Below are 14,579 nucleotides of genomic sequence, written 5' to 3'. Positions count from 1 at the left end.
CGAATTAATCGTGAGATATACACGCTGAATGAAATTATGAATTTGTTCGATGAAAGATTTGATTTTGTCAAAAAGAGTTGGGGGACTAGTTATGCGAGTACTGCATACGGGAGACTGGCATTTGGGCCGCACTTTGGAGGGCCGCAGCCGGTTTGATGAACAAGTGGCTTTCGTCGATGAACTTGTCGGGATCGTCAAGGAAGGAAACATTGATCTTGTGCTGCTGGCCGGGGATGTGTATGACACCGTCAATCCGCCGGCTGCGGCTGAGCAGCTCTTCTATGAAGCTCTGTCGCGGCTTTCTGAGGATGGGCGCCGTCAAGTTGTCGTGATCTCGGGAAACCACGACCATCCGGACCGGCTCGGAGCATCGTCTCCGATCGCCCGTGCGCAGGGAATCACGCTGATTGGTCTGCCCAAGGCGGGGCTTCTGGAAATCGGTATATCGCGGACGGGTGAGACGGCTAAGCTGTTTGCGCTGCCTTATCCGTCCGAATCGAGACTGGGCGAGCTGCTTAGCGACGATGCCGGAGAAGAAGTTCTGAGGCGTGCCTATTCCGAACGTGTGGGAGAATTGGTGCGGACCCAGACAGCCGGTTTCAGCCCGGATACCGTGAATCTGCTGATGAGCCACCTGTATGTGCTGGGCGGCAATGAAAGTGAATCGGAGCGCCCGATTCAGGTTGGCGGAGCGTATACCGTGGACACGTCGGCACTGGATGTCGGTGCGCAGTATGTGGCGCTCGGGCACCTGCACCGGCCCCAGACCATGAAGGGAGCAAGCCCCATCCGTTACTGCGGATCGCCTCTTGCCTACAGCTTTTCCGAAGCGGGACAGGCTAAATCCGTTACGGTTCTGGACGTGAAGCCGGGAGAGCCGGCTGTGATGGAAGAAGTTTTTTTGTCATCGGGAAGGCCTCTGGTAAAGTGGAAGGCAAAAGAAGGATTGGCGGAGATTCACCGCTGGCTGGATGAGGGACGCGACGCTAATGCCTGGATTGATTTGGAAATTCATGTGAGTGAAGCGATGTCTCTGCATGAAATACAGACACTGCGCAAAGCGCATGGGGGCTTTATACACATTAAGCCTGTTTACCCGCTGCGCAGCGCGCAAGAAGAGACGGCGGCGGCCTCAACGGCGGGGCTTCCGGTCGATGAGCTGTTCCGGCGTTTCTATGAGCGGCAGACAGGGGGAGCCGTGCCTGAGCCGGAACTGGTCCGGTTGTTTATGGAATTGCTGCAGGACGAGACAGGGAGTCCGGAGACGGCGGAATAGGAGGAGACGAAGCATATGCGTCCAATTATGTTGCAAATGTCCGGTTTGCAGAGCTACCGGGAAACACAGGAAATTGATTTTACGCAGCTGTGCGATGCGGGCGTGTTCGGGATATTCGGACCGACCGGGAGCGGTAAATCCTCGATTCTTGATGCGATTACCCTTGCGCTCTACGGCAAAGTTGAGCGGGCTTCAGGCGGCACTCAAGGGATTATGAATCATGCGGAGAATACGCTGGCCGTCTCGTTTACTTTCCAGCTCAGTTATCCGGAAGGACCGGTCCGGTACAGAGTGGACCGGCAGTTCAAACGCGGCACGGATGTATCCGTAACGAATACGGTCAGCCGCTTTGTCCGGCTCAGCGGCGAAGAACCCGTCGTGCTCGCAGATAAATCAACCGATGTTACGCACCAGGTCCAGCATGTTCTCGGATTGTCTATGCAGGATTTCACACGCGCCGTAGTCCTTCCGCAGGGGAAATTCGCCGAGTTCCTGTCGCTGACAGGCAAAGACCGGCGTCAAATGCTTCAACGGCTGTTTCACCTCGAAGCATACGGAGATCAGCTGAGCGCGCGAGTAAGCGGCAAACTAAAAGAAGCGGACGGCCTGCTGAAACAGCTTGCAGCCCGGCAGCAGGGACTGGGGGACGCTTCGGCTGAGGCGCTGGCAAGTGCCGAGCAGCGAAGGAAAGAAGCTGATCTGTATGCGGCAGAGCAGCGTAAAACGCTCCAGGAAGCGGTAAAGCGGCATGACGAGCTGAAAAGTATCTTGTCCCTGCAAGAGGAAGTGGGGCAGATCCAGGTGCAGCAGATGAAGCTGGAGCAGGAAGAATCAGCTGTTCGCGCAAGAGAAGAACGCGTCAAACGCGCAGAAGAGGCAGAGAAGCTCCGGCCTTACGCGGAACATCAGGAAGCGGCTGCGGCAGCGGAAGCCAAGCAGAGGAATCGGCTGGAGGAGACCCGGATCCTTGCAGAGGAAGCGGACCGGAAGCTAACGGCAGCCGCTCAGGTGTCCGAGCAGGCGCAGGCGGAGCTGGGGAAGCGGGAAGAGCTGCTTCTCATCCGGCTGGAGCACCTTAATCAGGCTCTGGAGCAGGAGAAAGAGCTCAAGGCTCTTCATCTTCAGTGCCGCGATATGCAGCAGCAGGAGAAGGAGCTGACCCGCGAGCTTGTTCAAACCAAGGAGGCATACCGTAAAGAATCCGACACCAAAGATAAAGCGCTCGCCAGACAGGCGGAATTAAAAGAAGCTCTTAAATCGGTACAGGTGGGATATGAGCTCCGGAGTAAACTCCAGCAGGCGATGGATGACAAAAGACAGCTGGATGGAGATAAAAGGCGCTTGAGCGAGCTTGCTGCCGAGAATCTCCGCAAGCTGGAACAAATTCGGACGAAGGAGCAGGAGGCCGCTGCTTCCGAACGGGAGATGAAAGTCTGGGCCGGGGATCTGGTGGACTGGATGGGACGTGTCGTAGAGGAGCAGCAGGAGACTTCCGCGCTGCGGGAGCAGCTGCACGTTAGCGAAGCTGCGGCAATTCGTCTGCTTGAAGTCCGCAGAGCCGAAGAGCGTGCAGCGGAACTGGAGCAGCTGGCTGCCAAGCTGGCGGAGCAGCTGCATGAAGGGGAAGCGTGCCCCGTGTGCGGAGCTGTGGAACATCCGGCTCCGCATCACAATCATTCATTGCCTGCGGCCGGCCGGTCGGCTGCCGATGGTCTGCGGGCAATAGAAGAATGTGAGCAGCTTATTCAACAATACCGGACAATCGCTGCCCAGGCGGACAAACATTTGCTTGCCCTGGACACTCTCGTGAAACGGGCAAAAGAACACGGAAGCGCAGATTCTAACCAGGCGCTGCTGCAAGCGACAGGGTCATCCGTCGGCATGCTTGCGGAAGCGGCTGCCGCAACGGCAAGTGCGGACGACGTTTCGGGAAGTGATCTTCCGGAGAGTCCTGCAGCGCCTGAAAATTCTTCTTCATCAGATCCGGATGCGGAAGACACTGGAAACCGCCTGGCAGATGCATGGAAGCGGATGGAAGCCCGTATGCGGTTGTTCGCCAGGGCGCAAGCAGAACTGGAAGAGGCTTATCAGTCACTTCTGCGGCGTTTACGTCCGCTTGAATCAGCGGCTCAGAAGAGCGAAGCCGAACTGCGCTCCCTGCGGGGGCTGCTTCAAGCGGATGAAGCCAAAGCTTCTGCACTGGAGCAGGCGATCCGCGAGCAGGACGCGCAGTGGCACGAGCGGCACGGGGCGGACGGCCTGAAGCAGGAAGATGTGGAAGGGCGGCTGAAGCAGCTTCACGAGCAGGAGCAGCAGGCGGAGGAGCTGAGCGCCCGCATAGAGAAGAGCATCCCGTTCATTGACGGGGTGCTCGCTAAGCTCGAACAGCTCCGGGGCGATGCGGCGGAGCTGGACAAAACCGTCCTGCAGCTCACAACGAAGCTGCAGGGGCTGACGCAGCTCGCCGCTGAGAAGTCGCAGCAGCTGCAGGGGCGCGCCGGCAGCGAGCCGGTGCCGCGCCAGATCGAGGCCGCCGCCGCCGAACTCGAAGCGCTCCGCAGCCGCTGCGAGCGGGCGAAGCAGGCGCACGAGGCTTCACGCCGCGAGCAGCAGGAAGCGGCGCAGAGGCTGAGCGCCGCGGTGCAGGCTGCCGCTTCGGCTGAGCGCCAGCTTGCCGAGGCGCTGGAGCGTCTAAGCCGCGCGCTGGAAGCGTCTGCGTTCGCAGATGCCGCCGCGGTGCAGGCTGCGTATATCGGCGAAGCCGAGCGCAGCGCCTGGGCGGCGGAGGCGCGTCTTCACCGCGAGCGGGAGCAGACGCTGCGCTCGCGGCTCGCGCAGCTTGTGGCGCAGCTCGCCGGGCGGTCGGTGACCGGCGACGGCTGGGCGGAGGCGCAGCAGCTGCTGCTCGGCGCCCAGGCGAGCGACGAAGCTGCGCTTGCGGCCCGCGCCAGAGCGGAGCGCGACTGCGAGGAGCTGCAGGCCAAGCACGAACAGTGGCGCGGACTTGAGGATCAGCGCGCGGAGCAAGAGACGCTGCACGGCCGGCTGGCTAAGCTGCAGTCGGTGCTCAAAGCGAATGCATTCGTCGAGTTCCTTGCAGAGGAGCAGCTCATGCAGGTGAGCCGTGCGGCGTCGCAGCGGCTCGGCCAGCTTACCCGCCAGCGCTATGCGATTGAAGTGGACTCGGGCGGAGGTTTCGTCATCCGGGATGACGGCTCTGGCGGCGTGAAGCGGCCGGTCGGTACGCTGTCCGGCGGCGAGACATTCTTGACTTCGCTCGCGCTGGCGCTTGCTTTGTCCGCACAGATTCAGCTTAAGGGCGAGGTGCCGCTGGAGTTCTTCTTCCTCGATGAAGGCTTCGGTACGCTGGACCCGGATCTGCTGGATATGGTCGTCACCTCCCTGGAGAAGCTTCATATGGACCGGCTCGCGGTCGGTGTTATCAGTCACGTACCGGAGCTGAGAGCCAGGCTTCCCCGCAAGCTCATTGTCGATCCGGCTGAACCGTCCGGAAGAGGCAGCCGTGTCCGGCTGGAGCTGCTGTAAGCTACGGCTTACCGTGAATACGTATACGGTTACTGTCCGGCAGCCTGTTTCATATCGTACGGGTGGACAGACCGGGGGCATAAGACCTTCTGTCACCCGCAGATCAATAAAGCGTATAACTCAGCGGAAGTTGAGTTGTACGCTTTTTTATGTGCGGCAAGAGGATTAGGTCTGCTCTGCAGCCGGCAAGCTGTGTTCACACAAAAAACTGCTTTCCCATGTCAGAAACCCGCATCCTGCGTGTAGTTGCCGGTTTATTTCTTACACTCTCCTTCCGCTTCGTTCACATGTTGTTCACTTTTTGTACATATTTCTGGAAGTGAATGTGATGTCCATCACATCTGCGATCCGCTTCTCCGGTTTATACTAAGTATGTGCTTAATTTCACATTATTCTTTTATAAAAGAGCAGTTTCATCAAGCAGGTTTTAAATAAGGCACAGACACCGGAGACAACGATCCGGACATGGAACAAAAGTGATGCCGCTCAAAGCAGCTTACGGAACGCGAAACGGTCCTTGATTCTTAGCTGTTAAGAGCAGCCCTATCGCTATAAAAGATCTACAATCGGCAGGAGGAGATACGCATGCGGCGAAATAAGCTGGTGCTCATCGGGAATGGTATGGCAGGCGTCGGAGTCATTGAGCAGATTTTGAAGCTGAATTCCGATTTATTTGAAATTACGATTATAGGCAGTGAACCTTACCCCAACTACAACCGGATTCAGCTCTCGTATGTTCTGGAGGGCAGTAAAACGGTAGACGATATTGTACTTAATGATTGGAACTGGTACCGCGAGAATGGAATTCGTTTATTAACAGGGACGACCGTTACAGGAATTGATACGGATGCGAGGCAAGTACTCACCGATAAAGGGGAGGCAGTGGCTTACGACAAGCTGGTGATCGCGACAGGCTCGAAATCGTTTATTCTCCCGATTCCGGGTGCAGATAAAGAGGGCGTCGTAGGCTTCCGCGATATCGCGGATTGCGACCGGATGCTGGAGGCTGCCAGACAGAAGACGAAAGCGGCAGTGATCGGAGGCGGTTTACTCGGTCTCGAGGCGGCTAAAGGACTGGCGAAGCTGGGCATGGAAGTTACGGTCGTCCATCTGATGAACGATCTGATGGAACGGCAGCTTGATCCGGCTGCTTCGAGAATGCTTCAGGATGAGCTGGAGCGTCAGGGACTGCATTTTGCCATGGGGAAACAGACCGCGGAAATCATGGGGGATGACCACGTAACAGGGCTGCGTTTTGCAGATGGGACAGAGCTCGATACGGAATTCGTCGTAATGGCGGTGGGGATTAAGCCGAACAACGATGTCGCCCGGGGCGAAACCATTGAAGTTAACCGGGGGATCGTCGTAGACGATTACATGCGCACCACGGCTGAGGATGTCTATGCGGTCGGAGAATGCTGCGAACACAGAGGTGTCTGCTATGGGCTGGTTGCCCCGCTGTTCGAACAGGGACAGGTGCTTGCCAAGCACTTGTGCGGCGTGGAAACCAAGCCCTATGAAGGAACCGTACTCGCCACCAAGCTGAAAATCTCGGGTGTAGATGTATTCTCGGCAGGAGAATTCATAGATAAACCGGAGCTGACGATTGTTAAAATGCAGGATGATTGGAGACACACGTATAAAAAAGTGCTGCTCCGCGACAACCGGATCGTCGGCGGTGTCTTGTTCGGGGATGTGACGCAGGCGACCCAGCTTCAGCAGTGGATCAAAGCCGGAGCGCTAATGACGGCCGATATGCATGCGTCGATCATGGGTCTTGCGGGTGAAGCTGCCGTGACGAATGCGGCGGAGCTGCTCGCAGATGAAGATATCGTATGCGGCTGTAACGGCGTAACGAAAGGTCAGATCATCGAAGCGGTCCGCGACCAGGGTCTTACGACTATTGATGAAGTGAAAGGCTGCACAGGTGCCTGCCGCTCGTGCGGGGGCTGTAAGCCGCTGGTCGAGCAGGTTATGCAGAGTGTGCTGGGAGATCACTTTACAGGTGCCGCCGCACAAGGCATCTGCGGATGTACCACGCACAGCCGTGATGAGGTGGTAGCTGCAATCCGTGACCACAAACTGATGACCACCGCTGATGTTATGGCACAGCTGGAGTGGAGCAACCCCGAAGGCTGCTCGAAATGCCGTCCGGCTCTGAACTACTTCCTGACTATGATGTGGCCGCGTGAATACGTGGAGGAGAAAGAATCGCGTTTCGTCAACGAACGCCTCCACGCCAATATCAACAAAGACGGCACCTACGCCGTTGTGCCGCGGATTTACGGCGGCGTTACAACCGCGGAGGATCTCAAACGGATTGCGGATACCGCAGTCAAATACGGTGTCAAAACCGTCAAGATCACGGGCGGGCAGCGGATCGACTTGCTTGGGATTGATAAGGAAGACCTTCCGAAGGTGTGGGAGGAGCTCGATATGCCGTCGGGCTACGCTTACGCGAAGGCGCTGCGGACGGTGAAGACTTGTGTCGGCTCGGCGTTCTGCCGGTTCGGCACCCAGGATTCGATGGCGATGGGGCAGCTGCTGGAGCGCAAATTTGAGCGGATCGATATGCCGGCCAAAGTGAAGTTCGCCGTCAACGGATGTCCGCGCAACTGCGCCGAAGCGTGTACGAAGGACATCGGAATCGTCGGGAATGACGGCGGCTGGGAGATCTATGTCGGCGGTAACGGCGGGATCAAGCCCAGACTGGCGGATCTGATTGCCAAAGTGAAAACAGACGAGGAATTAATTGATATTTCGGCGGCTATCCTGCAGCATTACCGGGAAACAGCCAAATACCTCGAGAGGACTTCGGATTGGGTGGAAAGAATCGGGCTTGCGGCCGTTGCACAGGCGGCTGTCCACGATTTGGAGAACCGGAAGAAGCTTGTGGAGAGAATGGAAGAAGCGCTGACCCGTGCGGCGGATCCTTGGCAGAAAGTAATCGGCAGCCCAGAAGACAAGCAGGCGCTCTTCGAAACAGTCAAGGTCGCCCCTAGAGAAACAGCGGACTAAATAAGGCAGCCCCGCAAGGGGCTGTACTCCAGCTAACCGAAAAGGAGTGGTTGAAATGATTCACGAACAGGCAGCGGTGGAAGAACAGAATGCCGTATACATCCGTGTTGGTCATTCAGAAGATTTTCCGCCCCGTTTGGGCAAAACGGTTTTTGTCGACAAGAAAGAAATTGCGGTTTTCCGGTTAACGGATGGGCGTTTTTGCGCCATCGACAACCGGAGTCCTAACCGTAAGGGAGGCCCGCTTAGCGAGGGAATGGTCTCGGGTCATACCTTATACGATCCTCTGTACGACTGGAAGATTAATCTTCTGGATGGCCAGGTAATGGCGCCCGATACGGGACAGGTGAAAATTTATCCGGTTAAAATCGAAGGAAGCGATGTTCTGATTGGTCTGTAAATGTTCCTCCTGCTTGAATCTCTTGTTTCCTTCATCTTGTTTTACTACCGCGAGGAGATGACTCTGCAATGTTTACCGAAACTGTAGAACAAATGGCGGCTGCGGCCGCAAAGAAGAAACAGTTCCTGTCGGATAGCCTGCTCCGCTACTTGGCCGCGGCAGGCTTAGCGGGCGCTTATGTCGGACTGGGCATTATCCTTATATTCTCGGTCGGAGCTCCCTTGTTCGCAGCGGGTTCGCCCGTAACGACGATGGTTATGGGCCTCTCTTTCGGAGTGGCGCTGACCCTTGTTATCTTCGCAGGATCGGAGCTTTTTACAGGGAATAATATGTTCTTTACGATCGGAACTCTCTCGCGCACGGTCACCTGGAAGGATACCCTCGTGAACTGGTTCTGGTGCTACATCGGGAATCTGGCGGGAGCGATGGTTCTGGTGCTGCTTGTGGTGGGAGCGGGCGTATTCGCCAAAATAGCGCCGGACCACCTGCTGATGACCATTGCGGCCAAAAAAATGAACATGGACCCCATGCAGCTCTTTTTCCGGGGGATCTTATGTAACTGGTTCGTCTGTCTGGCTATATGGACCTCGATGAAAGCCAAGGAAGATACCGCGAAGCTTATCCTTATCTTCTGGATGCTGTACGGCTTTATCGCTTCGGGTTACGAACACAGCATTGCCAACATGACGGTCCTTGGACTGGCTCTGATGCTGCCTCACCCGGAGACCATTACACTTGCCGGCTGGTTCAGCAACATGATCCCGGTTACTCTCGGCAACATCGTCGGCGGAGCCTTCTTCGTGGGCATGGTCTATTACTTCATCTCACCCGTTAAGAAAGGCGGCGGCAAAACGCTGTAATTCCCTAGAGCAGGAATCCACGGAGCTGCCAGAATTGCGCTATAAACGAATGTGCTTGATGACAAGAAGAAACGATTATTCGGATCTGTTTATAAGAAATACGGCCACACAGAAGAAGGACCTTCCCGCTCCATCCGTACAGGGGCTTAGAAGGTTCTTTTGCATGTCTTCCGGCCAATCGGCGATTAATCTGCGATCAATCGGGGCGTCGCGATTTCCGTGATCAGTGTAAAGCCGTAAGGCGCTATCCGGGCCTGTCTAAGGTTGCACACAAAAAAAGTGCGCCGGCTACATCCGGCACACTTCTATGGGGCAGTTCTCGCAATGGCAGATGCCTTTGAGGTAATCCAGATCACGGATCAGAATGTAGCCATTGTCCATTTCGATCGCCTGGGCTTTGCGGAGGTCGCTGAACATGCGGTTCACGCTCTCGCGGGTGGAGCCGATCATGTCGGAGAGCTCGGAGTGGGTGAGCTTCTTCGTGATTCGGATGGTTCCGTCTTCTTCATGTGCACCGTAGGTGTTCGATAAACGGATGATCGTAGAACAAAGAGCGCCCGGCTTGCCGTACAGCATCATATCCCGGTACTTCGTCTGGGTCATCCGGTGGGCAAGACCCATCCAGCGCATGAACTCCAGCGCGAATTCGCCGCTCTGCCAGATGAGCATCTCTACGTCCTTCTTGTGTGCGACGCCGATTACGCATTCTTCGAGCACCTCGGCACTGTACCAGTGCTTAGTATCGTCATAGGGGTCGATCATTCCGATTAAATCGCCTTGCTGATATAAGTAAAGGACAAGATCTTTGCCTTCGTCAGTGGACTTCGTAGCGCGGACTCTGCCGCTTTTAATGTAATACAGTTTATCAGCCGCATCGCCTTCCCAGAACAAATAGGAACCGGGCTGGAGCTTCTGCTCGTGCATGGCATCTGTAAGCTTCTGTAAGTTCTCTGATTTAAAAGAAGCGGTATTGCGCGGATTGGAGTTTATGACAGGATGTGTTTCGGTATTCATGAGGCTTCTCCTCCTCTATTCCTTCTGCTTCCAGTATAACGGATATGATCTTTATCATATATGACAAAAGTCACAGCACCGGTCTATTTTATTACCCTTTGGTAAAAAGTGCAAACTTTAGGAGTTGTCCGCGTACAACAGGCCCCGTTCATTCGTCCCTTTATAAGAATAAAAAACGGAGGGACATCATGAAACTTCTTTGGGTAGAAGACGAAAGAAGGCTTGTCGAAGAAGGTGCGTTTTTTCTGCAGCAGGAAGGTTGTGTGATCCACCATGCCGTTACAGCGGAGGATGCCCAGCATAGACTGCAAGCAAACCGGTATGATCTATTGTTAATTGACTGGATGCTTCCCGGCCGGCAGGGGATAGACCTGTGCAGAGAAGTCAGGAGCAAGTGGGGCACTCCGGTTATTATACTGACGGCAAGGACGGAAGAGGAGCAGAAAGTGCTTGCCCTTGAGAATGGGGCAGATGACTATATAACAAAGCCGTTTGGCATCAGGGAGCTTCTTGCCCGAATCCGTGCTGTGCTGCGCAGAACTTCTATGCCTGGTTCTACAGCCGAAACTTCTGCAGTTGATGGCCTTCCGTCGAACGCTTCTGACCGCTTCTTTGTTCAGTGACAAGCTCATACTGAATGTATTAAATAAACCGGCTGCACCTAATACGCCCGGATTCGGAAAAGACCCTGAACTGGAGGGAACAGCGGATATCGAAATTGCCGGATTCGCGGACACGAATACCGGTATGGAATTTTACAATACGATGTTCATCAATCCCGAGAGGGCGGATAAGTTTAGAACGGAAGGATTCAGGTGGGAGTATTTGACCGAGAAGGGTGAAGACATATTAAATGTAATTATGCACAAAAAGCTGACGCCCGTTTTCCGAAGGCATCAGCTTTCTTTTTTAAATGAAGAGACTGCGTGTGATATGACACCGGCTTCCGGCTAACTTACGAATAAAACTGCTCAATATCCGTCAGCATCTGTTCGGCAAGAGGGAAGACCCATTCTTTTTCTTTGCGCATATGCTCAAGCAGGATGAAGCACGACTGGAGTACGTGGGATACCGAACGTTTGGCGCATAAGCTTTCCATCGACTGCTCTTCTTTACAAGCCTGGAAGAATAAACGCAGGTTATGAACGGCCATCTTGTATTCCTGTTTCATAACAGCCGTCGGGCCCATTTTGTCACCGGTGTAGAGATCGACGATAGGGAATAGAGTCTCCTGCTCATCCTGCTGGTACTGCTGGAAAAATTTCAGAAAACGCTCGGCGCGCACTTTAAGCTCGTGCAGTTCCATCTTCAAAGCAGCCCGGTCACCTGTCGTACCGATACTGCGGGCAAGCATCTGCAGCTCCAGCAGATCGGTCTCCAGAAATTCATGCTGCTGCTTTAAGTAGTACAGGGCATCGGATAATTGGCTGCCGGGGTCCATTGCATGGAAGGGCAGTTGTTCCAGGGTTAACGTACTCATGATCTATTCCTCCTGTCGAGTCTTTCGGGTGACAAACGATCGGCTTGCGACTTAGGTGCGGAAAAGACGGATCCGCTGCAATTTATAACGGGCTATCCCGCTGTCAGGGCGAATGATTGCGGATCGTCCGGCGTATACATCGGATGTAAATAGCCGTTCTTAAGGGCGAGAACTTTTTCTCTCATTCCTAGGATAGGGCAGACTACGGTAATCTGTCTGTGAGAAATGTCATAGTGAAATATTTCACAATTCCCTTATAATGAAGGTGTAGAAAGAGAGATTAGGAGGCGGAGAATATGGCTGTACAGGAGGGAGAAGCTGTAAAACCGGCGGCGGCTGCCAAAGCAGAGGTAGACCGGCTGGTGGAGAGGGCTAAGAAGGCCCAGACGGCTTTTCAAGATTTCAACCAAGCTCAGATTGATACGATTGTGCAAGAAATGGCTCTGGCCGGTGCAGACCGGCATATGGTTCTGGCCAAGCTTGCTGTTGAAGAAACAGGGCGCGGCGTCTACGAGGATAAAATCATCAAGAATCTTTTTGCGACAGAGTACATCCACAACTATATCAAATATGACAAGACGGTTGGAGTGATCGAGGACGATCCTTTTACCAGCACTCAGACGATAGCCGAACCGATCGGTATTATTGCAGGCGTAGCCCCAGTGACGAATCCGACCTCTACGACCATGTTCAAAACACTGATCGCCATCAAAACGCGCAATCCGATCATCTTCGCCTTTCATCCGTCCGCACAGCGATGCAGTTCAGAAGCGGCCCGTGTCCTGTACGAGGCTGCAGTCCGCAGCGGGGCGCCCAAAGATTGCATCCAGTGGGTGGAGACGCCATCGATGGAAGCGACACATGAGCTCATGAACCACGAAGGAGTCGCGCTTATCTTAGCGACCGGCGGGTCCGGCATGGTCCGATCCGCTTACAGCTCCGGCAAACCGGCGCTTGGCGTAGGCCCGGGCAACGTGCCGTGCTTTATCGAGAAGACAGCCGATTTGCGCCAGGCCGTTACGGACCTGATTTTGTCCAAGACCTTTGACAACGGAATGATTTGCGCATCCGAACAAGCGGTAATAGTAGAGGAGGCCATTGCGGCCGATGCCAAAGCGCTGATGAAAGCGCAGGGCTGCCATTTCCTCAGCGCCAAGGATACTAAGAAACTGACTCTGTTCGGTATGAAAGGCGGTTGTGCGGTCAATGCCGCCATTGTGGGACAGTCTGCGGTGCGGATTGCCGAAATGGCCGGATTCGAAGTTCCGGCGGGAACGAAGATCCTGATCGCGGAGCTTGATGGCGTCGGACCCGCCTATCCGCTGTCAGCCGAGAAGCTCAGCCCTGTACTGGCCTGCTACACGGTGCCGGATGCAGCGGCCGGGATTGAGAGGGCTGCCGAGATTGCAGCGTTCGGCGGCCTGGGCCACACATCGGTCATCCATTCGAATGATGACGCGGTTATCGCAGCCTTTGGCAGCAAACTTCCGACGTGCCGTATTATCGTGAATGCACCGTCCACACACGGGGCGATCGGCGATATGTACAACGCCAATATCCCGTCGCTGACGCTCGGTTGCGGATCTTACGGCCGTAATTCAACTTCTTTGAACGTCACGGCTGTCAATTTGATCAACATCAAAAAAGTCGCACACCGGACGGTGAATATGCAATGGTTTAAAGTGCCGGATAAAATTTATTTCGAAAAGAATTCCACCCAGTATCTCGCCAAGATGCCGGACATTGCCCGGATTCTGATTGTCACGGACCCGATGATGGTTAAGCTGGGATATGTGCAGCGCGTGGAACATTATCTGCGTATGCGCAGGCTTCCGGTTGCGATTGAAATCTTCAGCGATGTGGAGCCGGATCCTTCCGTGGATACGGTCGAGCGCGGGACAGCTGCTATGAATGCGTTCCAGCCGGACTGTATCATCGCCCTGGGCGGAGGTTCGCCTATGGATGCCGCCAAAGCGATGTGGCTGTTCTACGAATATCCGGATGTTACCTTCCATTCCCTGAAGCAGAAGTTCCTGGATATCCGCAAGCGGACATTCAAATATCCGAAGCTTGGCAATAAAGCGAAGTTCGTTGCGATCCCCACTACATCGGGAACCGGCTCGGAAGTGACATCTTTTGCAGTCATCACGGACAAAAAGAACGGCCATACCAAGTATCCGCTGGCGGATTACGAGCTTACGCCGGATGTAGCCATAGTGGATCCGGAATTCGTATACTCGCTGCCCAAAACAGCCGTAGCGGATACCGGAATGGACGTCCTGACCCACGCCATCGAAGCGTACGTATCGGTTATGGCGAGCGATTATACGGATGGCTTGTGTCTCCAAGCGATTAAGATGGTATTCCAGCATCTGGAGAATTCGTATGCGACCGGCGACAAGCTGGCCCGCGAGAAGATGCATAACGCTTCGACCATTGCCGGTATGGCCTTCGCCAACGCGTTCCTGGGCATCAATCACAGTCTGGCGCACAAATGGGGCGGACAGTACGGTACGGCGCATGGACGCACGAATGCGATTCTCATGCCTTATGTGATCCGCTATAATGCGGCGAAGCCTACGAAATATGCTTCGTTCCCTAAATATACGCATTACTGCGCGGATGAGCGTTATGCCGAAATTGCCCGCACGCTTGGTCTGCCGGCTTCTACGACCGAAGAAGGCGTAAACAGCCTGATCGAAGCGATCCGCCGCATGAACAAGGCGCTGGGTATCCCGGCCACATTCCGCGAACTCGGATTCGATGCGGATGACTTTGAAAGTCGCGTCGAGCAGCTTGCAGACAAGGCTTTTGAGGATCAGTGCACCACTGCCAATCCGAAAATGCCGCTGGTCAGCGAACTGGCCGATGTGTACCGCGACGCTTTCTACGGCCGGATTTAACTTCATCCGCCAAGAAACCGATATAGCAGGTTAAGCATGCGGTATGCGGTAACGGCAGCCGAATACATCTTTAGAGTAAATT

10 protein-coding genes are annotated in these 14,579 nt (G+C 54.9%); 8 read left to right on the top strand and 2 right to left on the bottom strand.

From position 1 onward, the window contains the following. Window positions 1–91 precede the first annotated feature (91 nt). The 5 genes from EDM21_RS07900 (at window position 92) to EDM21_RS07880 (ending at window position 9,100) form a co-directional block, all read left to right on the top strand. The gene (locus EDM21_RS07900; protein ID WP_157334428.1) at window positions 92–1,276 is read left to right on the top strand and encodes an exonuclease SbcCD subunit D; all 1,185 of its coding nucleotides are present in this window, start codon (window positions 92–94) and stop codon (window positions 1,274–1,276) included. 15 nt (window positions 1,277–1,291) lie between these two features. Further along, on the top strand, window positions 1,292–4,822 hold the full coding sequence (locus tag EDM21_RS07895) for an AAA family ATPase (protein ID WP_157334426.1): 3,531 nt from the start codon (window positions 1,292–1,294) through the stop codon (window positions 4,820–4,822). A 585-nt stretch (window positions 4,823–5,407) separates the two neighbouring features. After that, window positions 5,408–7,840: a nitrite reductase large subunit NirB gene (gene nirB, locus EDM21_RS07890; protein ID WP_157334424.1), complete on the top strand. Its 2,433-nt coding sequence runs from the start codon at window positions 5,408–5,410 to the stop codon at window positions 7,838–7,840. Between the two features lie 55 nt (window positions 7,841–7,895). Beyond that, complete coding sequence (gene nirD, locus EDM21_RS07885; RefSeq protein WP_157334422.1) at window positions 7,896–8,240, top strand: nitrite reductase small subunit NirD; 345 nt, start codon at window positions 7,896–7,898, stop codon at window positions 8,238–8,240. A 68-nt stretch (window positions 8,241–8,308) separates the two neighbouring features. Then, window positions 8,309–9,100, top strand: a complete 792-nt coding sequence (locus tag EDM21_RS07880; protein WP_157334420.1) for a formate/nitrite transporter family protein — start codon at window positions 8,309–8,311, stop codon at window positions 9,098–9,100. 288 nt (window positions 9,101–9,388) lie between these two features. Here the strand turns inward: EDM21_RS07880 and EDM21_RS07875 are convergent, their stop codons facing one another. After that, window positions 9,389–10,114, bottom strand: a complete 726-nt coding sequence (locus tag EDM21_RS07875) for a Crp/Fnr family transcriptional regulator (RefSeq protein WP_157334419.1) — start codon at window positions 10,112–10,114, stop codon at window positions 9,389–9,391. Between the two features lie 188 nt (window positions 10,115–10,302). Between EDM21_RS07875 and EDM21_RS07870 the strand changes: the two genes are divergently transcribed. Both EDM21_RS07870 and EDM21_RS07865 read left to right on the top strand, forming a co-directional pair. Then, entirely contained in the window at window positions 10,303–10,737 is a 435-nt protein-coding gene (locus EDM21_RS07870) for a response regulator transcription factor (RefSeq protein WP_157334417.1), read from the top strand. Further along, entirely contained in the window at window positions 10,694–11,068 is a 375-nt protein-coding gene (locus tag EDM21_RS07865) for a hypothetical protein (protein WP_157334415.1), read from the top strand. Before EDM21_RS07870 ends, EDM21_RS07865 begins: the two co-directional genes overlap by 44 nt. A gap of 1 nt (window position 11,069) precedes the next feature. Here the strand turns inward: EDM21_RS07865 and EDM21_RS07860 are convergent, their stop codons facing one another. Then, window positions 11,070–11,594 carry a hemerythrin domain-containing protein gene (locus EDM21_RS07860; RefSeq protein WP_157334412.1) on the bottom strand — a complete coding sequence of 175 codons (525 nt, stop codon included), beginning with the start codon at window positions 11,592–11,594 and terminating at the stop codon, window positions 11,070–11,072. 296 nt (window positions 11,595–11,890) lie between these two features. Between EDM21_RS07860 and adhE the strand changes: the two genes are divergently transcribed. Beyond that, on the top strand, window positions 11,891–14,497 hold the full coding sequence (gene adhE / locus EDM21_RS07855) for a bifunctional acetaldehyde-CoA/alcohol dehydrogenase (protein ID WP_157334410.1): 2,607 nt from the start codon (window positions 11,891–11,893) through the stop codon (window positions 14,495–14,497). Window positions 14,498–14,579 lie beyond the last annotated feature (82 nt).

The sequence above is a fragment of the Paenibacillus lutrae genome, from assembly GCF_009757775.1.
GTDB lineage: Bacteria > Bacillota > Bacilli > Paenibacillales > NBRC-103111 > Paenibacillus_F > Paenibacillus_F lutrae.
This window is presented reverse-complemented; position numbering and strand designations above follow the sequence as displayed.

Coding starts and splice junctions, on each gene's coding strand:
- EDM21_RS07875 (WP_157334419.1), bottom strand. CDS start 10,114: ATGAATACCGAAACACATCCTGTCATAAACTCCAATCCGCGCAATACC.
- EDM21_RS07870 (WP_157334417.1), top strand. CDS start 10,303: ATGAAACTTCTTTGGGTAGAAGACGAAAGAAGGCTTGTCGAAGAAGGT.
- EDM21_RS07880 (WP_157334420.1), top strand. CDS start 8,309: ATGTTTACCGAAACTGTAGAACAAATGGCGGCTGCGGCCGCAAAGAAG.
- EDM21_RS07860 (WP_157334412.1), bottom strand. CDS start 11,594: ATGAGTACGTTAACCCTGGAACAACTGCCCTTCCATGCAATGGACCCC.
- adhE (WP_157334410.1), top strand. CDS start 11,891: ATGGCTGTACAGGAGGGAGAAGCTGTAAAACCGGCGGCGGCTGCCAAA.
- nirB (WP_157334424.1), top strand. CDS start 5,408: ATGCGGCGAAATAAGCTGGTGCTCATCGGGAATGGTATGGCAGGCGTC.
- EDM21_RS07900 (WP_157334428.1), top strand. CDS start 92: ATGCGAGTACTGCATACGGGAGACTGGCATTTGGGCCGCACTTTGGAG.
- EDM21_RS07895 (WP_157334426.1), top strand. CDS start 1,292: ATGCGTCCAATTATGTTGCAAATGTCCGGTTTGCAGAGCTACCGGGAA.
- nirD (WP_157334422.1), top strand. CDS start 7,896: ATGATTCACGAACAGGCAGCGGTGGAAGAACAGAATGCCGTATACATC.
- EDM21_RS07865 (WP_157334415.1), top strand. CDS start 10,694: ATGGCCTTCCGTCGAACGCTTCTGACCGCTTCTTTGTTCAGTGACAAG.